Below are 19713 nucleotides of genomic sequence, written 5' to 3'. Positions count from 1 at the left end.
TCTACGACAAGAAACGCGGTGAACGACTCATCCACACCCAGGCCCTGCTCGCCCTGGCCCGCCGCCTGGTCGACGTGCTCTGGGCGCTGCTGCGCGACGGCCGAAAATTCACCCCGGCCGCGCCCCAGCCCGCTACTGCTGTGGCTTGACACGGTCATTCAGATTCCTTCGGTGAGGCCGGATGCCATGAAGCTAGCGCGCGATTAAATCGTGCACAACGTAATCACTGCCTCACCGACGACGGGAATAGCGCCGCGGTCGACCGGACGGAGGAGACGACGGCGTCCAGGCACGCGCCGAAGTCCTCCCCCGTGTCGATCCACCGCTCGATCGCCTCCTGGAAGCACACCGCGACCAGCCGCGCCACGAGCCGGGCCTCGTCCGCCGGACCGCGTTCCGCCAGCGCGTCGCACAGGGCGGCCATGATCGCGGCGGACTTGGTGCGTTCGCGCTCCTGGAGCTCGGGGCTCGACGCGATCACCGCGCGCCGTTCGGCGGTGCGGTCGACACGCTCGACGAGCAGGACGCCGATCCGGCGCACGGCGTCCAGGGCGATGGCGGGCAACGACTTCTCGTCCGAGGCGCGCACCGCCGCGGCCAGCGCGGGCGGCAGCTGCTCCGAGCCACCGAAGAGCACCTCGCGCTTGTCCGGGAAGTAGCGGAAGTACGAGCGCCGCGTGATGCCCGCGCGTTCGGCGATCTGCGTGACGGTCACGTTGTCGTACCCGTGCTCGGCGAACAGGTCGAGCGCCGCTCGCCTGAGACGGTCTTCGGTTCCGGGATCCCACCTGGCCACAGCCCATCCTAGCAAGTGATGTCTCAGTGTGCCGTCACCCGTGCTAGCGTGGTGACGACACAGTGAGACATCACAGAGGAGAACGATCATGAGCATCTGGGTCCTGGGCGCCACCGGACGCGTCGGGCGCGCCGTCGTTCCCCGCCTGCTAGAGCGGGGCGAGGACGTGGTGCTGGTCGGCAGGGAAAGCGCACGGCTGCGCGAGATGGGCGTGGGACGGCGAGTCGTCATCGCGGACACCGCCGAACGCATCGCGAAGGCGATCGAGGACGGCCGGCCGTCGGTCGTCATCAACACCATCGGCGACTACGCCGAGACCGCGACCACCATCGCCCGCGCCTGCGTCGCCGCGGGCGGGCACTACCTCGACCAAGCGAACGACCTGGTGTCCGTGCCGCGGTTGCTCGGCCTGCACGACGAGGCCGCGAAGGCCGGCAGCACCCTGGTCACCGGCGCCGGTTTCGGCGTCCTGGCAACGGAAGCCGCCGTCGTGGCGCTGTGCGAGGGCAGGCCCGTGCCCGCCGGCGTGCGGGTCGACGCGGTGGCGTCGGTGGCGGTCGAGGAAGGACTGCTGGGCACCGCCCTGGCCGCGTCGATCGTCGGCGTCCTCGTCACGGGCGGACGCCGCTACCGCGACGGGACGCTCATGAGGTCACGCCTCGGCGCGAACGCCAGGAACCTGCTCCTGCCCGACGGCGAGCGGGCCACGACGTCGGAGGCGCCCACCGCCGAACTGCTGGCGGCACAACGGGCTTCCGGCGCGCCGGACGTCACCGCCGCCACCGCGATCATGCCGGCGGCACCCGCGCTCCGGGCCGCCCTGCCCGTCGCGGGACGGCTGGTGGCGCTCGGACCGGTGCGCCGCTTCGTCACCACACGACTGGCCGGGATCAAGGCCGAGGCCGCGCCGATGCCCCGGACGCACTCGTGGGGTCACGCGACCGCCACCTGGCCCGACGGCACGACGGGCGAGGCCTGGCTGAAGACGGGCGAGGCCATGGACTTCACCGCCGACGTCTCCGCGGAGGTCGCGGCACGGCTGGCCAGGGGCGAGGGCAAGCCCGGCGCGTACACGCCCGCGGCCGCCTTCGGCCCTGACCTCGCCGTCGCGGCGGGCGGGGAGGTCAGCCGACGGTGAAGCCCGCCGTCGCCCCGGTGAAGCCGGTGATCCTGCCGGTCCATCCGGACTTCTCGTCGCCGTGGTGCACGATCCGATAGGTGCCCGCGGGCGTGTCCGCCGGGATCTGCCAGGTGATCGTGGCGTTCGAGAACGCGATGCCGACGCGTTCCCACTTGTAGCGCGTGGACCAGTCGCCGTCGTCGGCCACGCGCACCCACTGGCCGTTCACCTGCCGCTGCACCTCCAGGAACGTCCCGTTGCGGTGCAGGTTGTTCTTCGGGTGCCCGGTCACGAACACCGACGTCACGGTCTCACCGCGGGCGTAGGACGACTTGGGCGCGCTCAGGACGTCGCCGTACTTCTTGTCCGCGGGCTTGTCGTCCAGCACGACTCCGGTCTGCAGGTTGATCTCCGTGAACGGCGGCTTGCCGGGGTTCGGACCGGCGGGCAGCGCGGAACCGGACCTCATCGACGCGGCGAGCTTGCCGAACTCCTGCTGGTACGCGGGCGTGGTGTTGCGGCCGAACAGGGTCGACCCGCCCTCGTACTGCTGCGAGTCGTACTCCTCCGGCGTGGTGATGTACTGGCTGTAGTCGTTGGAGTAGCCCTGGATCAGCACGTTCTGCACCGGCACACCGGCTTCGGCAGCCACGGCCTTGCGGATGCGCAGACCCGCGGTGATCGTCACCTCGCCCGGCACCGCGACGAGGTGCAACTGTCCGATCCGGACGATCTGCAGCGGCACGATGTTCGGCGTCGCACCGATCAGGCCGGTCGGCACGAGGGACGCCTTGGGGAACTGGCAGTCCCGCAGCCACTGCGGGACCTCCATCTGCAACGGCTCGAACAGCTTCTTCCACGGCGACTGCATGCCCTCGGAGAAACCGGGGATCGCCGGGCCGTCCTCCACGCTCCCCGCGATGGTCGACGCGCCCACGACACCGGAACACGTCGTGCCCGCCTTGCCGTCGGAGGTGAACCGGCTGTCGACCTGCACGGCCGACATGTCCGCGAACCGCATCCGGGAGTCGACGCCTCCGCCGATCGCGGTCTGCGCGCCGTTGAAGATCTCCTGCGCCTTGCGGTTCTGGCGCTCGCCGATGATCCGGGCGTTCTCCCACTCGTTCTCGGTGGGGCCGGACCCGGGCTTCAGGTTGAGGTTCGGCGACATGTCGCCGGCGTTGGTGTTCGGGAACGCCGCCACGAAGCCCGCGGTGTCGTCCAGGTAGCGCACGCCCTTGTCGTCGTGCTCCCACTGGTAGGCGGCGTAACCCTTGTTGTCCGGGCTGATCAGCGTGTTGGCGTTGGTGACCGACGTGTTGTGCGTCGCGAACCAGCTGATCGCGCCGACGTCCGCGCCGGACTGCCGGAACCTCAGCACGGTCATCTGCGGGTCGATCCCGGCCGGGAAGAAGCCCTTGTCGGGGTTGCGGTCGAACGCGACGCGCGACCGGTTGACCGAGGCGTTCGTGAGCTCGCCGACGCCGAGGCTGATCGAGCCGGGCTTCACGTCCTCGTGGGCCTCGACGACCGACTCGGTGATGCCGTCGACCACGGCCGCGAGCGCCTGCGGCTGCATGCCGAGGATCGACAGGTTGTAGGCGAGGTTGTGCGACTGGCCGCCGGGGCCGCTGTGCGTGTGCGTGGCCGACAGCAGCAGGTTCTCGCGGGTGTAGGTGCTGCCGTACTTGGCCTGCAGCTTGGTCAGCACGCCCTCCTGGACCGCGCGGAAGATCATCGCGAGGTCGGCGTTCACGTACGCGACGCGCTTGTCGGTGGCCCGGTCCACCACGACATAGGCCCGTGACCGCAGCCGCTGGTGGATGCCCGAGGTCTTCTGGTCGAACTTGGAGTAGCCCATCATGCCGTTCTCGGCGGCGGGGCCCGTGACGTCCGAGATGCCTCTGCCGACCAGGTACGGCTCGGGTTCCGCCCACGCGAACGGGCCGCTGACCAGCGCCGCACCGACGAGTGCGGCGACCACCGTCAAGACTTTCGTCCGCATGGACACCCCGCTAAGTGAATTGGATTCACGTTTCCTTCTGCACGGTAGGTGATCCAGACCACTGAGAGCAAGTGACAGCCAGTGCGTTGGCGGTGACGACGAGCAAGATCCCCGCCCAGTGGTGGAGCTCCAGCCGCTCCCCCAGCACCACGAGCCCGGCGAGCGCGGCCAGCACCGGGTGCACGCTCATCGCCAGTCCGAACAGCCGCGCGGGCACCTTCCGCAACGCGATCACGTCGACGGCGTACGGCACGACGCTGCAGAACACCCCGGCGCCGATCGCGTACAGGACCGACATCCCGGTCAGCTGCCCGTTCAGGACCAGCAGCACGGCGACCGGCACGTAGAGCGTCGCCGACATCGCGGTCGCCACGGCGGGCGCCTGCAGACCGGGCAGCCGCGCGCCGACCAGCCGGTTGAGCAGGATGTACGCCGCCCAGCAGGCCGCCGCGAGCAGCCCGAGCCCGACGCCGAGGTAGTCGCTGCTCGGCCCCGGCAGCACCAGCACGTACACGCCGACGGCGGCGATCACGACGAACAGGAAGTCCCGGCGGGTGCGGGACCCGGCCAGCGCGACGCCCAGCGGCCCGAGCACCTCCAGCGTGACGGCGAGCCCGAGGCCGATGCGGTCGATCGCCATGTAGAGGCTCAGGTTCATGGTCGCGAACACCAGCCCGAGCGCGATCGTCGGCCACCACTGCGCCCACGTGAACCTGCGGACGTCCGGCCGGGCGACCGGCAGCAGCACCGCGGCGGCCACGAACTGGCGCACGGCCACGACCCCCGCGGGCCCGATGGACGCGAACGCGTGGGCACCCACGGCAGCGCCGAGCTGGTTGCTGGCCGCGCTGGCGGTCATCGTCGCGAACCCGCTGATGCTCTTCATGACACCCACCCTGCGCCCGGAGCATCGATACGGGAAATGCATGAGCCGCGTGACCTATACGCTGGACGCATGGATCTGCGACACGTGCGGGCGTTCGTGGCGGTGGTCGACGCGGGCACGTTCACCGACGCGGCACGGGAACTCGACCTCACACAGGCGTCGGTCTCCCGTTCGGTGGCCGCACTGGAAGCGACACTCGGCGTGCGACTGCTGCAACGGTCCACTCGACACGTCGCACTCACCGCCGTCGGCACACAGGTCCTCGAAGGCGCCCGCCGAGTCTTGGACGAGGTCGCGCACCTGCACCGGATAGCCGCCCAGTCGCTGACCGAACTGCGGATCGGCTACGCCTGGGCCGCACTGGGCAAGCACACCCGGCGCGTGCAGAAGGCCTGGGCAGGCGAACACCCCGGCCTGCCCCTGGTGTTCGTCCAGTCGAACTCGCTGACAGCGGGCCTGGCCGAGGGCACCGCAGACGTAGCCGTGGTGCGCAGAGCCCTCGACGACCCAAGGTTCGAAACGGCCCTGCTGGGCACCGAACGCCGCTACGGCGTGGTGGCAACGGACAACCCACTGGCGCGCAAGCGTTCGCTCAAACTGGCCGACCTCGCCCGCTACTCACTGGCCGTGGACGACCGCACCGGGACAACAACCCTGGACCTGTGGCAACCGGGCAAGGCACCGGCAGTCGTCCGCAACACGAGCAGCGTCGACGAGTGGCTGACCCTGATCGCGGCCGGACAAGCCGTCGGCATGACGTCAGAGGCCACCGCAAGCCTCAACCCACGCCCCGGCGTCGCCTACCGAGCCGTCGTGGACGCACCACCGATCGCGGTCTGGCTGGCGTGGTGGAAGGACCAGCCACCACAGCACCTGACGGACCTGATCACCCTGGCATGCGAGGCCTACCGCGCCTGAGGAGTGCCTTGGCTTGAAACAGGAGGTTCCGGTGGGGTGGTCCCGTCACGAGCCGCACCACGCACGCAACAGCAAGCCGCCCAACCCAACAGGCGTGCCATCAACCCGCGAACGGCGCTGGCCGGTCTTTGATCAGTTGGCGGGGTCCGGGGCGGAGCCCCGCGCCTGAAACAGGCACCCATCACGGCAACGCAACCACCCACCCCCGTGGAAGAAATCGCCGCCACAACAGGAGAACAAGTGGAACTTTCCTCCCTCTCCCCCACCCGAAACCCACCCTACTGTCACACCCCATGGACGGGCTGATGCAACCGAGGCCGCTCACCATCGCGCACATCCTGGAGCGAGCCGAGCGCCTCCACGCGCACAAGCAGGTCATCACAGCCAACGAGAAGCGAGTCACCTTCGCCGACGTGGCCAGCCAAACACGACGGCTGGCCACCGCACTCAACGACCTCGGCATCCCGACCGGCGCCCGCGTAGCCACGTTCGCCACCAACACCCGCCGCCACCTGGAGCTGTACCTGGCGGTACCGGTCACCAAACGGGTGCTGCACTCGATCAACATCCGGCTGTCCGCCGAGCACCTCGAGTACATCGTCAACCACGCCGAGGACGACGTCGTGTTCGTCGACCGCGCGCTCCTCCCCCGGATCTGGCCGAGCGCCGGCCGGATGCCGAAGGTGCGGCACTGGGTCGTGCTGCCCGACGACAGCGGCGTGGAGATCCCGGACGATCCGCGCGTCCTGGACTACGACGAGCTGGTTGCGAAAGCCGAGCCGTTCGCCGGGTCGTTCGAGGACACCTTCACGCTCGCGGAGGAGAACCTGGCCTCGGGCCTCTGCTACACCTCCGGCACGACCGGGCCGCCCAAGGGCGTCCTCTACAGCCACCGGTCGACCGTCCTGCACTGCCTGGGCACGCTCGCGGCCGGGTTCATCGGCCTGCGCGAGAGCGACGTCGTGATGCCGATCGTGCCGATGTTCCACGCCAACGCCTGGGGCCTGCCCTACGGCGCGATGATGACCGGTGCCTCGCTGGTCCTGCCCGGCCCGTCGGCGGAGCCCTCCCACCTGCTGACGCTGATGGAGACCGAACGGGTCACCGTCGCCGGTGCCGTGCCGACGGTGTGGACGAGCCTGGTGCCGCAGCTGGCCTTCCACGACCTGGGCGCCACGCGGTTCCTGCTCGGCGGCGGCTCGGTGATCGCGCCGGCGCTGTCGGAGACCTACCGCGCCGCGATCGGCGTTCCCATCACGCACTCGTGGGGCATGACGGAGATCAGTCCGGTCGGCACGATCGGCGGCACCCGTTCCCGGCACCGGGACTTCTCCGAGGAGGAGCAGGTCGCGGTGCGGGCGGCGCAGGGCCAGCCGCTGCCGCTGGTGAACCTGCGGATCGCCGACGTCGAGACGGGCGTGGAGCTGCCGCGCGACGGCGAGGCGGTCGGCGAGCTCCAGGTCGCGGGGCCGTGGGTCGCGGGCGGCTACTTCCAGGTCGACTCGGCCGAGAGCTTCACCGACGACGGCTGGCTGCGCACCGGCGACCTCGCCACGATCGACGGCGACGGCTACATCCGCCTGGTCGACCGGATGAAGGACCTGATCAAGTCCGGCGGCGAGTGGATCTCCTCGGTCGAGCTGGAGAGCGCCCTCACCTCGCACCCCGACGTCGTCGAGGTCGCCGTCGTCGCCCGCCCGGACCCGAGGTGGGGCGAACGGCCGGTCGCCTACGTCGTGCTGCGCGACGGGAGCACCGCCACCGGCGACGACCTGCTGCGGCACATCACGCCGGTCGTCGCGAAGTGGTGGCTGCCCGACGAGGTCGTGTTCCGGACCGCGCTGCCCAAGACGGGCACCGGCAAGCTGTCCAAGATCGCCCTGCGCAGCTCAGCCCAGGTCGCGCAGCCGGTAGAGCTGTAAGCCCAGCTGGAGCTCCAGGTCGTTCTCGGCGCGCCAGTCGGCGCCGAGGACGTCGCTCACGCGGTCCAGCCGTTTGAGCAACGTGTTGACGTGGACGTGCAACGCGCGCGCCGTCGCGGCGACGTTCGCGCGGTGGTCGTAGTAGGCGCTGAGGGTGCCGACGAGATCGGTGCCCCGGCGCCGGTCGTAGTCGACCAGCGGGCCCACCGAGGCGTCCAGGAAGCGGTCGAGCTCGCGGACCCGTTCGGCGTCGAAGATCACCGCGTAGAGGGCGTACCGGCCGGTCGTGACGCCGCGGTCGGTGTGCCCGATCGCCCGCATCACCGCGGCGCAGCGGTGTGCCAGCGAGAACGCGCGCGCCCAGTCGTGGTTCACCGCCCGCTCCCCCACGACGGCCACGGACCCTCCCACCGCGCGCCTGAGCCGGCGGTGGACCTCCGCGGCGGTCCGGTCGTCGTCGGTGCTGGGCACGATCACCGTGGCCCGGCCGAGGTGCTCGCCCGCGAGTCCCCCGCAGTCCCTGGCGATGTCGTGCAGGTGCCGCGCCAGCTCCGTCGACGACGACGTGGACGAGTCGGCTACCAGCACCAGGTTCAGCCGGTCCGCGTCGATGTGACGGGCCTGTGCGCGCGAGCGCTGCGAGGGACTGATGCCGGGACTGCCGACCATCAGCTCGGTCAGCAGCTCGCCGCTGAGCCGTTCGCTGGCGTCGGCGACGGCGCGTTCCTTGAGGATCAGCAGGCCGAGGATGTGCGTGGCCCGTTCGAGCGTGCGCAGGTCCATGTCGTCCGAGACCCCGCGCTCCGGCACCGCTTCCCTGCTCCACGACAGCGCGCCGAGGTAGCTGTCGCCCGCGCGGATCGGGGCCACGCTGTGCGCGACTCCCCCGGCGTCGACGGTGGTCGTGACGCGGCCGGAACGGTGCCCGGCGGCCCGGTCGAGCACGGTGACCGTGCCGCCCAGCTGACCCGCCAGGAGCTGTGCGACGTCCGCCGGCGTACCGCCCTCCAGCACCACGCCGGTCAGCGTCTCGTGGATCGCCTGCGCCCGTTCGACGACGGCCACGTGCTCGCGCAGCTCCCGCAACGCGGTCCGGCTCTCCTCGTACAGCCGGGCGTTGTCCAGCGCCACGGCCGCGTGGTCGGCGAACGCGCTCAGCAACGCGATCTCGCCGGGGTGGAACGACCGCTCGGACCGGTCCGCGGCGAACAGCGCGCCCACCACCTCGTCCCGGATCACCAGCGGCACACCGAGCAACGCCACCAGGTCCTCGGTGACGACCAGCCGGTCGAAGTTCGGGTCGTGGTCGATGAGCCGCGACGCCGCGTAGTTGCTCACCCACTGCGGCCGCCGGGTGGCCAGCACCTTCCCGCCCAGCCCCACGCCCGCCGGGATGGTCGCGCTGAGGAACGCCGCCGAGATCGTGCCCTCCGCCGCCTTCGCCGACAGCCGCCCGTCCGCGACCAGCGAGAGGTACGTGAAGTCCGTGCCCATCAGGTCATGGGCGTGGCGGACGATCGACTGCAGCACGTCGTCCAGCTCGCCGAGCGCCGTGAGCGACTTGGCCGTCGCGTACAACGACGCCAGCTCGCGCTGCCGGCGCACGAGCGCGTGCGAGTCCGGTTCGTCGCTCGGGTCGATGCTCATCCAGGTCATTCTTCCCCAGTCGCCGGTGGAGGAAAGTGCCACCGAACCAGCATGAGGCGTGTGTGATCCGCACCTCAACCGCCGCGTGGCCCCGCCCTAGCATTGGCCGTCATCACCTGCCGGTTCATCGACGAAGGCGGCACGTATGGCAACCCCTCTGGCCCAGCCCGACGAACAGTCCGTGCAATCCCCCGTGCGGCGACGGGGTTTCCGGAAGCTGCTGACCGTCGGGCTGATCGGCAGCTCCATCGAGTGGTACGACTTCTTCCTCTACGGCACCGCGGCCGCGCTCGTGTTCCCCAAGGTGTTCTTCCCGCAGTCCTCGGCGCTGACCGGGACCCTGCTCGCGTTCAGCACGTTCTGGGCGGGCTTCGTGGCGCGCCCGGTCGGCGGCGTGCTCGCCGGGCACTTCGGTGACAAGTACGGCCGCAAGCCCGTCGTGGTCACGTGCCTGGCGCTGATGGGCGGGGCGACGTTCCTGATCGGCTGCCTGCCGTCCGCGTCCGCGGTGGGGGCGCTGGCGCCGATCCTGCTCGTGACGCTGCGGTTCCTGCAGGGACTCGCGGCGGGCGGCCAGTGGGGCGGGATCATGTTGCTGCTCACCGAGTCCGCCGGTCCGAAGCAACGCGGCTTCGCCGGGACGTTCGGCCAGACCAGCGTCCCCGTCGCCGTGATCATCTCGAACCTGATCTTCATCGCCGCCAGCGGGCTGATGCCGAACGACGCGTTCCTCAGCTGGGGCTGGCGGATCCCGTTCCTGGTCAGCATCGTGATGTTCGGCGTCGTGCTCTACATCCAGTCCAAAGTGGAGGACACGCCGGAGTTCCGCGCGCTGGAGAAGGAGGTGGCCCGGCCCGAACGCGCCGTCGTCCGCGCTCCCCTCGCGAAGGTCCTGCGCGACAGGTGGGGCACGATCCTGCTGGCCTGCGGCATCCTCTCGGCCACCAACAGCCTCTTCTACGTCAGCATCGCCGGCCTGCTCAACTACGGCACCACGTCGCTGAAGCTCGACCGCAACGGGCTGCTCACGGTGGTGCTGCTCAGCTCCGTGGCGATGCTCGCCGTGATGCCGTGGTCGGGACACATGTCCGACAAGATCGGGCGGCGCCCGCTCATCCTCATCGGCGGTCTGGGTGTCGCCGCGTGGGGCTTCCCGTACTTCGGGCTCGTCAACACCGCGTCGCTGCCGCTGATCTTCGTGGCCGTGGTGGTGGGCTTCGTCTTCCAGAGCCTCACCTACGGCCCGATCGCGAGCTTCCTGGGCGAGCTGTTCGCGCCCAACGTGCGGTACTCGGGCGCGTCGCTGTCGTACCAGCTGTCCGCGATCATCATCAGCGGCGGCACGCCGTTCCTCATGACCGCGCTCATCGCCGAGACCGGCAGCACCCTCCCGGTCGCCGGGTACATCACGCTCATGGGGATGATCACGTTCGTCAGCGCGTGGTTCCTGCCGGAGACGAACCCGGCCGAGGTCCGCGAGGACCCGCACGCCGTCCCCGGCACGCACCTCTACCGCTGAAAGGGCCCGCACCCGTGAGCACACGTCGTCTCGCCGTGCTGGCCGCCGCGGTCCTGCTGCTCGGCGCCCAGCCCGCCCTCGCCTCCACCTCGCCCCGCACGACGCCGTCGTGCACGTCGTTGTCCGAGCTGACGATCCCCGCCTCGGTGATCAGCCTGCCGACCACCGGCGGCCGCGTCACGGCGGCGGTCACGACCTCCGCCGTCGTGAGTGGACAGACGGTCCGGTACTGCCAGGTCGACGCCGACATCTCCCCCGTCGATCCGGCCGCACCCGCGATCAAGATGCGTGTCGCGCTGCCGGACGACTGGAACCGCAAGGGGTTGATGTTCGGCGGTGGCGGCTACAACGGCACCATCCCCGCCGTGACCGGCAACGTGCCGTTCGCCGCCGCGGACGCCCCGGCGCCGTTGGCCCGCAGGTACGCGACGTTCGCCAGCGACTCCGGACACCAGCAGGGTCCGGCGGCCGTTCCTTCGCTCGACGGGTCGTTCGGCGTGAACGACGAGGCGGTCAAGAACTTCTCCGCCGGTGACGCGCTGAAGAAAACCCATGACGCCAGCCTGTTCCTGATCCGGCACGCCTACGGGCGCACTCCCGCCGAGACGTACTTCGCCGGCGGCTCGACGGGAGGCCGGGAGGCGCTGATCGCCGCCCAGCGGTGGCCCCGGACGTTCGACGGCGTGATCTCGGCGTTCCCCGCGTGGAACAACCTCGCCGAGGGCCTCTACCTCGGCTACCTCACGCAGGTTTTGGCCCGGCCCGGCGCGTTCCCCGGCCCGGACAAGCAAACCTTGTTGTACACCGGCGTGATCGCCGCGTGCGACGGCGCGGACGGGGTCGCCGACGGCATCGTCTCGAACCCGCGCTGCACCTTCGACCCGCGCGTGCTGCGCTGTCCCGGCGGCGCCGACACCGGTCCCACCTGCCTGTCGGACGCGCAGATCGACGCCGTGCGGGCGATGTCCACGCCGTTCCGGTGGCCCTACCGGGTCGCCAGCGGCGAGACCGGGTACCCCGGCTTCCCGTTCCTGTCCGGCGCGGACATGCGCACGCCGTTCCTCGGCTTCGGCACCACCGCGCCCGCGAACCCCATGCCGGTCACGGCCGGCTACGGGATGCAGTACTGGGACCAGTGGGTGAAGTACTTCCTCACCCGCGACCCGTCCCACAGCTCCCTCGACGTCGACCCGCGGCAGCCGGGGAGGTGGCTCGGCCGGATCAGCGACCTCTCGGAGGTCATGGACCGCAACGACGCCGACCTCCGCCCGTTCGCCCGCTCCGGCGGCAAGCTCCTGCTGCTGCACGGTTCCGCGGACGAGCTCGTCTCGCACCGCTCCACCAACGACTTCTACGAGCGGGTGCGCGACATCGCCGGCCCGTCGACCCGCGACTTCCTGCGCTACTACCTGGTGCCCGGCGCGAACCACGCCAACTTCGGCGCACCGGCGCTCGCCGCCGGGTGGGACTCGCTGACGGCGCTCGAACGCTGGGCCGAGAAGGGACGGTCGCCGGAACGCCAGGTCGTCACCGACCTCGCGCACAACCGGACCCGTCCGCTGTGCGAGTACCCGGCCTGGCCCCGCTACCGGGGAGGTGACCAGAACGCCGCGGCCGGCTTCCTCTGCGCGCGGTGAGCCTCAAGCGGTCCTGAACACCTCGTGCACCACCGCGATCAACGCCCTGGCCGCCGCACTCGGTGTGCGGCCGGCCGGGCGCGCGAGGCCCAACGGCCACCGCAGGTCCGCACCGGTCACCTCCAGCGTCGTCACGCCCTTCGCGCCGCGCAGGATGTAGCCGGGCAGCAGGGCGATCCCGAGCCCGTTCCGCACGAAGTCGACGCCGGTGAAGATGTCGGAGATCTCCAGCGTCACCCGGCGCGGCACGCTGCCCGCCGCGAACGCCCGGTCCGCGACAGCCCGGTTGCCGTAGCCCAGCGGCGAGTCGATGAAGTCCATGCCCGCGAGGTCGCCGATGGACACCTCGGACCGGGCGGCCAGCGGGTGGTCGTCCGGCACGACGAGGTCCATGACGGAGTGGGCCAGCTCGTCGACGACGATCCCGTCCGGCACCTCCCCCGGCAGCGACACGAACGACAGGTCGAGCCGGCGGTCCAGCAGCTGCTCGACGAGACCCAGCGACCCGGCGGTCGCCGCGCTCGTGCGGACCAGCACGCCGGGGTGGCGGCGGTGGAACTCGCCGAGCACCGCGGGCAGGTCGATCAGGGTCATCGCGGTCAGCATCCCGAGGCGGACCGTGCCGCTGAGGCCGCCCTCGACCTGCGCCACGGCGTCCTTGGCCTCCGCGACCGCGTCCAGCACCGCCCTCGCCTTCGGCAGCAGCGCCTCCCCGGCGCCGGTCAGCTGCACGCGCTTCGAGTTGCGGTCGAGCAGGGTGGCGCCGAGCTCGCGTTCGAGGGTCTTGATGGCGGCCGACACGGCGGACTGGACGACGTGCACGCGGGCGGCGGCGCGGGTGAAGGTGCCTTCCTCCGCGATGGCGACGAAGTACTCCAGCTGACGCAGGTCCACACCAGCGAGCATCTCAGAAATCGATGATCACCAGCAGCAACTTTCGTTGGACGAGATAGTTCGAGGCGCGCACTGTGGTGGCATGTCCGTGCTCGTCGAAACACCCGTCACCCGGCCCGTCGTCAGCAAGCACCACGGCAGGGGCTTCTGGGCCGTGGCCGCCACGTTCCTCATCGCGATGGCGTACTCGACCGTCCCCGCTCCCCTGTTCCCCCTCTACGTCGCCCGCGAGGGCTTCTCCACGTTCGACGTCACCGTCGTCTTCGGCGCGTTCGCCATCGGCGTCGTGATCAGCCTCGTGCTCGCCGGGCACGTCTCCGACTGGGTGGGCCGCAAGGCCGTCCTGATCCCGGCGCTGGGCCTGGAACTGGTGTCCGCGCTGCTGTTCCTCACGAGCACCTCCCTGCCGGTGCTGGTCGCGGCCCGCGTGGTCAACGGCCTGGGCGTCGGCATGATCGCCGCGACCGCCACCGCGTTCCTGCACGACCTGCACACCCGCCACCGCCCCGGTGCGTCGCCCCGGCGGTTCGAGATCGTCTCGACCGCCGCGAACATCGGCGGCCTGGGCGTCGGCGCGCTGGTGGCCGGAGTGCTCGCGCAGTACGCCCCGGCACCGTTGAGCACCCCGTACGTCGTGCTCGCCGTGCTGCTGGTCGTCGCCGTCATCGCGGTGGCGCTGACGCCGGAAACGGTTGTGCGGCAACGCGTTGCCTACCGCCCGCAGCGGATCAGCGCCGGCCACGGCGACCGCAGGGCCTACTTCGCCGCGGCGGCCGGCGCGATCTCCGCGTTCTCGGTCTTCGGCGTCTTCACGTCCGTCTCCCCCGGCTTCGTCGCGGGCGAGCTGCACCACCCGTCGCGGACGCTCGCCGGGCTCGTCGTCTTCACCGTGTTCGGCGGCGCGGCGCTCGCGCAGACCGTGACCGGCGGCCTCACCGCCGGAGCCCGCCGGGCGCTCGGCCTCGGCGGGCAGGCGGTCGGCATCGTGCTCGTGGTCGCCGGAATGGACGCGACGAGCTTCCCGCTGTTCCTCGTCGGCGGCGCCGTCGCCGGTGTCGGCGCGGGCGTGCAGTTCAAGGCGTCGGTCGGCGCGGTCGCGGCGATGGCGGCGCCCGGGAAGCGCGGCGAGGCGCTGGCGGGGCTGTTCTTCATCGCCTACGCCGGTCTGAGCGTCCCGGCCGTGTCGATCGGACTGGCGACGCGCTCCTTCGCACCGACGACGGTGATGACGTGGTTCGCCGCGCTCCTGCTCGTGCTGCTGGCCGGGGTGGCGGTGCTCAGCCGACGTGCACGGTGACCGGGTGCCGGACGTCCTGCGGGCAGGTGAGGACGTTCAGGTTGCCCTCGCCGCCGAACTCCCACTCGACGTCGTTCCCCGACGGCTCGTAGACCTCGACCTGCTCCGAGGGCTCGGGTTCCTCCTCGACCAGCTCGAACACCGTCGGGGAACGGCGCCTGCGGGTCTCTCGACCGTGACTCTCATCGAACGGACTCACGGGACAGGCCCCAGCGGGTACCGGATCGGAGTAACGACGGCGAGGTCCGCACCGACCCCGCAGTCATGAGGTTCTTGATCGCGCCCGTGCTGCTCGCCGTTCTCACGGCGGGCTGCACCTCGGAGGTCACCGGCTCCGGCACCGGCTCGGAGACGAAGTCGTCCCCCGCCACGACGAGCGGGCAGCAGACGCCCACGCCCAGTGCCACCAAGCAGAACGGGACGACCGCCCTGGACGGGGTGCCGCCGGAGCACTACGAGGGCCTGCCCGCGCAGTACTGCGACAAGCCGTTCACCGGCGCGCTGGGCAAGCCGATGCTGGCCGTCGTGATGGAGACCCCGAAGGGCCGGCTGAACTGCGACCAGGCCGGGGCGGTCCTGTTCGACTACTACGCGGAGCGCCGGGAGCCGAAGACCGGCCTGCCGCCGGTGGAGATCGGCACCCTGTCGTGCAACCAGGTCGCCGAGGGCGCCATGCCGCAGGTCGTGTGCGCCGACACGGAGAACGTCATCTACTCGATGTGGCCGCAGACCTGACGTCCGCGGCCACACCGCCGGGCGTCAGTCCGTGCCGGACTCGATCGCGGCGGCGTCGAGCAGCGCGTCGGTCTCCGAGACCTCACCGCGCGAGGCGATGACCTCGGCGCCGCCGTCCGGCACGTCGCCGATCAGCTTCGTCGGCTCGACCTGGGCCGAGATGAGCGCCGACTGGCGGGTGCCGACCATGCCGAGGCCCGCGAAGAGCTCCAGCTTGGCGCGCGAGTCCGCGATGTCGAGGTTGCGCATGGTGAGCTGGCCGATGCGGTCGACCGGGCCGAACGCCGAGTCCTCGGTGCGCTCCATCGACAGCTTGTCCGGGTGGTAGCTGAACGCCGGGCCGGACGTGTCGAGGATCGAGTAGTCGTCGCCCCTGCGCAGCCGCAGCGTGACCTCGCCGGTGACCGCGGAGCCGACCCAGCGCTGCAGCGACTCGCGCAACATCAGCGACTGCGGGTCGAGCCAGCGGCCCTCGTACAGCAGCCGGCCGAGCTTGCGGCCCTCGTTGTGGTAGGCGGCGACGGTGTCCTCGTTGTGGATCGCGTTCACGAGGCGGTCGTAGGCGATGTAGAGCAACGCCATGCCGGGCGCCTCGTAGATGCCGCGGCTCTTGGCCTCGATGATGCGGTTCTCGATCTGGTCGGACATGCCCAGGCCGTGGCGGCCGCCGATGGCGTTGGCCTCCAGCACGAGGTCGACCGAGTCGCCGAACTCCTTGTCGTTGATGGTGACCGGGCGGCCCTGGTCGAAGCCGATGGTGACGTCCTCGGTCGCGATCTCGACCGACGGGTCCCAGAACTTGACGCCCATGATCGGCTCGACGATCTCGATGCCCTCGTTGAGCAGCTCGAGCGACTTGGCCTCGTGCGTCGCGCCCCAGATGTTCGCGTCGGTCGAGTAGGCCTTCTCGACGCTCGACCGGTACGGCAGGTCGCGCTCGAGCAGCCACTCGGACATCTCCTTGCGGCCGCCGAGCTCGGTCACGAACGCCGCGTCGAGCCACGGCTTGTAGATCCGCAGCGACGGGTTCGCGAGCAGGCCGTAGCGGTAGAACCGCTCGATGTCGTTGCCCTTGTAGGTGGAGCCGTCGCCCCAGATCTGGACGTCGTCGTCGAGCATGGCGCGCACGAGCATGGTGCCCGTGACGGCGCGGCCGAGCGGGGTGGTGTTGAAGTACGCGCGGCCACCGGAGCGGATGTGGAACGCGCCGCACGCCAGCGCCGCGAGCCCCTCCTCGACGAGCGCCGACCGGCAGTCGACCAGACGCGCGATCTCGGCACCGTACGTGCCGGCGCGGCCGGGGACCGTCTCGATCTCGGGCTCGTCGTACTGACCGATGTCCGCGGTGTACGTGCACGGCACCGCGCCCTTCTCACGCATCCACGCGACCGCGACGGACGTGTCGAGACCACCGGAGAAGGCGATGCCGACGCGTTCGCCGGCGGGAAGTGAAGTGAGCACCTTGGACACGCTGAGAAGTATGCACGACGATGTATGAACATGCACGCCGGGGTCTCTGTTAGCTGCGACTCACGCTCGGCAGCCCGTTCGGGAGCACCCCTCATCTTCGCCGAACACGCAGGTGAGGACATGATCTCCCACGTTCGCGCGATGTTAATTTCCCGGTCCGGCAAAGATTCGGCGAAGCACCTAGACGTGAACACGGTTCATGTACCACCTTCTGCCTCGCAAGGCTCTCCACTTCCCTGCTGCTCCCGGAGGCCACACGTTGAGGAAGAAACTCCTGTCCGCGCTCGCCGGCGCGCTGCTCATCACGGCCCTGTTCCCCGGCATCGCCCTCGCCGACCCGCCCCAGGCCATCCCCGCGAACCACGAGGAAGCCGACGGCAGGTGGCAGCCGGCCTTCGACTACGACGGTGACGGCTGCTACCCGACGCCGGCGATCTCGCCGACCGGTCAGGTCGCGCCCGGCCTGAAGAACTCCGGCGCGTTGAACGGCAACTGCCACGACAAGTCGGATCTCGACAACACCAACTCCTACAGCCGCTCGAAGTGCAACAACGGCTGGTGCGCCTACCTGTACGACCTGTACTTCGAGAAGGACCAGGCGGTGCCGCTGCTCGACTGCTGCGGCCACCGCCACGACATCGAGCACGTGGTCGTCTGGGTGCAGAACGACGTGGCCCAGTACGTCTCGACGTCGGAGCACGGCAAGTACAAGACCCACCCGCGCGCCAACGTGCAGTGGGAAGGCACCCACCCGAAGATCATCTACCACAAGGACGGGGCCAGCACGCACTGCTTCCGGCTCGCCGGCAACGGTGAACTGGCCGAGAACCACTACGGCGTCTACCAGTACCCGGACCTCGTGAGCTGGAACCGGTTCCCCGCCGGGGTGCGCGACATCCTCGTCAACGCCAACTTCGGCAGCGCGTCGCTCGCGATCAAGGACGGCGCGTTCAACTCCAACCTCAGCAGCGCCAAGCCGGCCGGGATCGCGTTCGACCCGAACGCCTGACCCACCGGGCAGACGCCGCTACTTCGCGACCCTGTCCAGCCACTCGGCCAGGAGGGCCCGTTCCGCCGTGGACAACACGGCGGGCGGGTCCTCCTCCAGTGCCGCCCTCAGCGCGATCGCCCTGCTCGGGATGTCCGTCGGCTCGTCCGGCGCGGCGTCCGTCGTGATCGCGCCGATGACGTTCTCGCGCGTGAACGTGATCAGACCCAGGTCGCGTTCGTCCTCGGGCGTGGCGATCAGCGCCAGCACGACGCCCAGGCCCGACGCGTGCACGAACCGCGCCGCCTGCTCGACCGGGACCGCCAGCCGCCCGGCCGACGCGATGCGGCCGATGATCTCGCGGAGCATCGCGTCCGCCTCCTGCCGCGCCTCTCGCTTGCGCGGCTCGCCGTACATCAGCAGGTAGAACGCGGGCCGTTCGAGCCCGAAGCCGATGTGCAGGTCCCACCCGCGGCGCAGGTCGTCGACCGGGTTCCCGCTCACGCCCATCGCGTGCTTCGACGACAGGTAGCCGGCGAAGCCGTGCGCGGCGACGGCGTCGAGCAGCCCCTCCTTGTCGCCGAACAGCCGGTAGAGCGTCGGCGCCTGCACGCCCGCGGCCGTGGCGACGGCGCGCGTGGAGACCGCTTCCTTGCCACCTTCGACCAGCAGGTCGGCCGCGGCCTGCACCAGACGCTCCCTCGTGTCCATGTAACAACGATAACACAATCGCGGTAGCGGTGATTCGATATCGGTGATACGTTGAGAGCGTTAACGACGGAAACAGCAGCTAGGAGGATGGACATGACCCGCGTTGCGATCGTCACCGGCGGATCGAGGGGCATCGGACGGGCGGCCGCCGAGCGCCTCGCCGCGGACGGCACCGCCGTCGTCATCGTGTACGCCGGCAACAAGACGGCGGCCGACGAGACCGTCGAGGCGATCAAGTCGGCCGGTGGGCAGGCTGTGGCCGCCCAGGCCGACGTGGCCGACGAGACGGCCGTCGCGGCCGCGTTCGACCTGGCCGAGGAGACCTTCGGCGGCGTGGACGTCGTCGTGAACTCGGCGGGCATCATGCCGCTCGGCACCGTCGCGGACCTGGACCTCGACGTCTTCGACCGCATCATGCGCACCAACGCGCGTGGCACGTTCGTCGTGTCGCAGCAGGCCGCTCGTCGTCTGCGCGAGGGCGGCGCCATCATCAACGTCTCGTCCTCGGTCGTGGGCCTGCGCTTCCCGCAGTACGGCGCCTACGCGATGTCGAAGGGCGGCGTCGAGGCGCTGACCCTGGTGCTGGCCCGCGAGCTGCGCGGCCGCGACATCACCGTGAACACCGTCGCCCCCGGCCCCACGGCCACGGCGTTGTTCCTGGACGGCAAGGACCAGGACACGATCGACACCCTCGCGAAGCAGGCCCCGCTCGAGCGCATCGGAGAACCCGGCGACATCGCCGAGGTCGTCTCCTTCCTCGCGGGCCCCGCGCGCTGGATCAACGGTCAGACCATTCGTGCGAACGGAGGCATCATCTGATGGGCAAGGTCATCGTCGTCACGGGCGCGTCCAGTGGTTTCGGCGCCCTGGCAGTGCGCGAGCTGGCTCTCGCGGGCCACACCGTCTACGCGGGCATGCGGGAGACCACCGGCCGCAACGCGCCCGCCGTCGCCGAGCTCGCCGCGTTCGGGTCGGCCGGGAAGACCGACGTGCACGCCGTCGAGCTGGACGTGCAGTCGCAGGAGTCGGCCGACGCCGCGATCGCCGCGATCATCGCGGAGCAGGGCCGCCTGGACGTGGTGGTGCACAACGCCGGCCACATGGTCACCGGCCCCGCGGAGGCGTTCACGCCCGAGCAGTACGCGTCGCTCTACGACATCAACGTCCT

18 protein-coding genes and 1 pseudogene are annotated in these 19713 nt (G+C 70.5%); 11 read left to right on the top strand and 8 right to left on the bottom strand.

Annotated elements, in window-relative coordinates; genetic code table 11:
* A pseudogene (locus VF330_RS29920) lies at positions 1-149 on the top strand (IS110 family transposase); the annotation flags it as partial.
* Positions 150-223: 74 nt separating this feature from the next.
* Here the strand turns inward: VF330_RS29920 and VF330_RS29915 are convergent.
* Positions 224-796, bottom strand: coding sequence for a helix-turn-helix domain-containing protein (locus VF330_RS29915; protein ID WP_330855039.1), 573 nt, complete (start codon positions 794-796; stop codon positions 224-226).
* Between the two features lie 88 nt (positions 797-884).
* Here VF330_RS29915 and VF330_RS29910 point away from each other — a divergent pair, with 88 nt between their 5' ends.
* Positions 885-1934 (top strand): saccharopine dehydrogenase NADP-binding domain-containing protein, encoded by a 1050-nt coding sequence (locus tag VF330_RS29910; RefSeq protein WP_330855038.1) that lies wholly within the window; start codon positions 885-887, stop codon positions 1932-1934.
* On the opposite strand, the gene VF330_RS29905 is transcribed toward VF330_RS29910, so the two are convergent.
* Together VF330_RS29905 and VF330_RS29900 are read right to left on the bottom strand one after the other, a co-directional pair.
* Positions 1921-3921 carry a neutral/alkaline ceramidase gene (locus VF330_RS29905; protein ID WP_330855037.1) on the bottom strand — a complete coding sequence of 667 codons (2001 nt, stop codon included), beginning with the start codon at positions 3919-3921 and terminating at the stop codon, positions 1921-1923. The genes VF330_RS29910 and VF330_RS29905 overlap by 14 nt on opposite strands.
* Positions 3922-3946: 25 nt before the next feature.
* Entirely contained in the window at positions 3947-4807 is an 861-nt protein-coding gene (locus tag VF330_RS29900) for an EamA family transporter (protein ID WP_330855036.1), read from the bottom strand.
* A gap of 69 nt (positions 4808-4876) precedes the next feature.
* Between VF330_RS29900 and VF330_RS29895 the strand changes: the two genes are divergently transcribed.
* Positions 4877-5725: a LysR family transcriptional regulator gene (locus VF330_RS29895; RefSeq protein ID WP_330855035.1), complete on the top strand. Its 849-nt coding sequence runs from the start codon at positions 4877-4879 to the stop codon at positions 5723-5725.
* 293 nt (positions 5726-6018) lie between these two features.
* Complete coding sequence (locus VF330_RS29890; protein ID WP_330855034.1) at positions 6019-7647, top strand: long-chain fatty acid--CoA ligase; 1629 nt, start codon at positions 6019-6021, stop codon at positions 7645-7647.
* Here the strand turns inward: VF330_RS29890 and VF330_RS29885 are convergent.
* Entirely contained in the window at positions 7615-9294 is a 1680-nt protein-coding gene (locus VF330_RS29885) for a helix-turn-helix domain-containing protein (RefSeq protein WP_330855033.1), read from the bottom strand. The two genes, VF330_RS29890 and VF330_RS29885, sit on opposite strands and share 33 nt — an antisense overlap.
* Positions 9295-9439: 145 nt before the next feature.
* Here VF330_RS29885 and VF330_RS29880 point away from each other — a divergent pair, with 145 nt between their 5' ends.
* Both VF330_RS29880 and VF330_RS29875 read left to right on the top strand, forming a co-directional pair.
* Positions 9440-10813 (top strand): MFS transporter, encoded by a 1374-nt coding sequence (locus tag VF330_RS29880; protein ID WP_330855032.1) that lies wholly within the window; start codon positions 9440-9442, stop codon positions 10811-10813.
* Positions 10814-10827: 14 nt separating this feature from the next.
* Complete coding sequence (locus VF330_RS29875; RefSeq protein ID WP_330855031.1) at positions 10828-12450, top strand: tannase/feruloyl esterase family alpha/beta hydrolase; 1623 nt, start codon at positions 10828-10830, stop codon at positions 12448-12450.
* A 3-nt stretch (positions 12451-12453) separates the two neighbouring features.
* On the opposite strand, the gene VF330_RS29870 is transcribed toward VF330_RS29875, so the two are convergent.
* A complete protein-coding gene (locus tag VF330_RS29870) occupies positions 12454-13344 on the bottom strand; it encodes a LysR family transcriptional regulator (RefSeq protein ID WP_330855030.1) in 891 nt (296 codons plus the stop codon).
* An 82-nt stretch (positions 13345-13426) separates the two neighbouring features.
* Between VF330_RS29870 and VF330_RS29865 the strand changes: the two genes are divergently transcribed.
* Positions 13427-14641, top strand: a complete 1215-nt coding sequence (locus tag VF330_RS29865; RefSeq protein WP_330855029.1) for an MFS transporter — start codon at positions 13427-13429, stop codon at positions 14639-14641.
* Here VF330_RS29865 and VF330_RS29860 read toward each other — a convergent pair.
* Positions 14622-14783: a hypothetical protein gene (locus VF330_RS29860; RefSeq protein ID WP_330855028.1), complete on the bottom strand. Its 162-nt coding sequence runs from the start codon at positions 14781-14783 to the stop codon at positions 14622-14624. The genes VF330_RS29865 and VF330_RS29860 overlap by 20 nt on opposite strands.
* A gap of 122 nt (positions 14784-14905) precedes the next feature.
* Here VF330_RS29860 and VF330_RS29855 point away from each other — a divergent pair, with 122 nt between their 5' ends.
* On the top strand, positions 14906-15376 hold the full coding sequence (locus tag VF330_RS29855) for a hypothetical protein (protein WP_330855027.1): 471 nt from the start codon (positions 14906-14908) through the stop codon (positions 15374-15376).
* 24 nt (positions 15377-15400) lie between these two features.
* Here VF330_RS29855 and argG read toward each other — a convergent pair whose 3' ends face one another.
* Positions 15401-16846: an argininosuccinate synthase gene (gene argG / locus VF330_RS29850; RefSeq protein WP_330855026.1), complete on the bottom strand. Its 1446-nt coding sequence runs from the start codon at positions 16844-16846 to the stop codon at positions 15401-15403.
* Positions 16847-17105: 259 nt separating this feature from the next.
* Here argG and VF330_RS29845 point away from each other — a divergent pair, with 259 nt between their 5' ends.
* Positions 17106-17855 (top strand): NPP1 family protein, encoded by a 750-nt coding sequence (locus VF330_RS29845; RefSeq protein WP_330855025.1) that lies wholly within the window; start codon positions 17106-17108, stop codon positions 17853-17855.
* Between the two features lie 18 nt (positions 17856-17873).
* Here the strand turns inward: VF330_RS29845 and VF330_RS29840 are convergent, their stop codons facing one another.
* Positions 17874-18545, bottom strand: a complete 672-nt coding sequence (locus tag VF330_RS29840) for a TetR/AcrR family transcriptional regulator (protein ID WP_330855024.1) — start codon at positions 18543-18545, stop codon at positions 17874-17876.
* 93 nt (positions 18546-18638) lie between these two features.
* Between VF330_RS29840 and VF330_RS29835 the strand changes: the two genes are divergently transcribed.
* Both VF330_RS29835 and VF330_RS29830 read left to right on the top strand, forming a co-directional pair.
* Positions 18639-19364: an SDR family oxidoreductase gene (locus tag VF330_RS29835; protein ID WP_330855023.1), complete on the top strand. Its 726-nt coding sequence runs from the start codon at positions 18639-18641 to the stop codon at positions 19362-19364.
* Positions 19364-19713 (top strand): SDR family NAD(P)-dependent oxidoreductase (locus VF330_RS29830; RefSeq protein WP_330855022.1); only part of this gene is annotated, 350 nt, incomplete at its 3' end. The genes VF330_RS29835 and VF330_RS29830, both read left to right, overlap by 1 nt.

Origin of the sequence: Lentzea sp. (genome assembly GCF_036380075.1) — a bacterium.
In the GTDB taxonomy this organism is placed as follows: domain Bacteria; phylum Actinomycetota; class Actinomycetes; order Mycobacteriales; family Pseudonocardiaceae; genus Lentzea.
Note: the sequence above shows the minus strand (reverse complement) of the source record. Positions and strands in the feature narration are given on the sequence as shown.

Excerpts from the sequence above, each read along its gene's own strand:
- VF330_RS29835 (WP_330855023.1), top strand. The coding sequence starts at position 18,639 with ATGACCCGCGTTGCGATCGTCACCGGCGGATCGAGGGGCATCGGACGG.
- VF330_RS29890 (WP_330855034.1), top strand. The coding sequence starts at position 6,019 with ATGGACGGGCTGATGCAACCGAGGCCGCTCACCATCGCGCACATCCTG.
- VF330_RS29885 (WP_330855033.1), bottom strand. The coding sequence starts at position 9,294 with ATGAGCATCGACCCGAGCGACGAACCGGACTCGCACGCGCTCGTGCGC.
- VF330_RS29840 (WP_330855024.1), bottom strand. The coding sequence starts at position 18,545 with ATGGACACGAGGGAGCGTCTGGTGCAGGCCGCGGCCGACCTGCTGGTC.
- VF330_RS29905 (WP_330855037.1), bottom strand. The coding sequence starts at position 3,921 with ATGCGGACGAAAGTCTTGACGGTGGTCGCCGCACTCGTCGGTGCGGCG.
- VF330_RS29910 (WP_330855038.1), top strand. The coding sequence starts at position 885 with ATGAGCATCTGGGTCCTGGGCGCCACCGGACGCGTCGGGCGCGCCGTC.
- VF330_RS29855 (WP_330855027.1), top strand. The coding sequence starts at position 14,906 with ATGAGGTTCTTGATCGCGCCCGTGCTGCTCGCCGTTCTCACGGCGGGC.
- VF330_RS29895 (WP_330855035.1), top strand. The coding sequence starts at position 4,877 with ATGGATCTGCGACACGTGCGGGCGTTCGTGGCGGTGGTCGACGCGGGC.
- VF330_RS29900 (WP_330855036.1), bottom strand. The coding sequence starts at position 4,807 with ATGAAGAGCATCAGCGGGTTCGCGACGATGACCGCCAGCGCGGCCAGC.
- VF330_RS29880 (WP_330855032.1), top strand. The coding sequence starts at position 9,440 with ATGGCAACCCCTCTGGCCCAGCCCGACGAACAGTCCGTGCAATCCCCC.
- VF330_RS29865 (WP_330855029.1), top strand. The coding sequence starts at position 13,427 with ATGTCCGTGCTCGTCGAAACACCCGTCACCCGGCCCGTCGTCAGCAAG.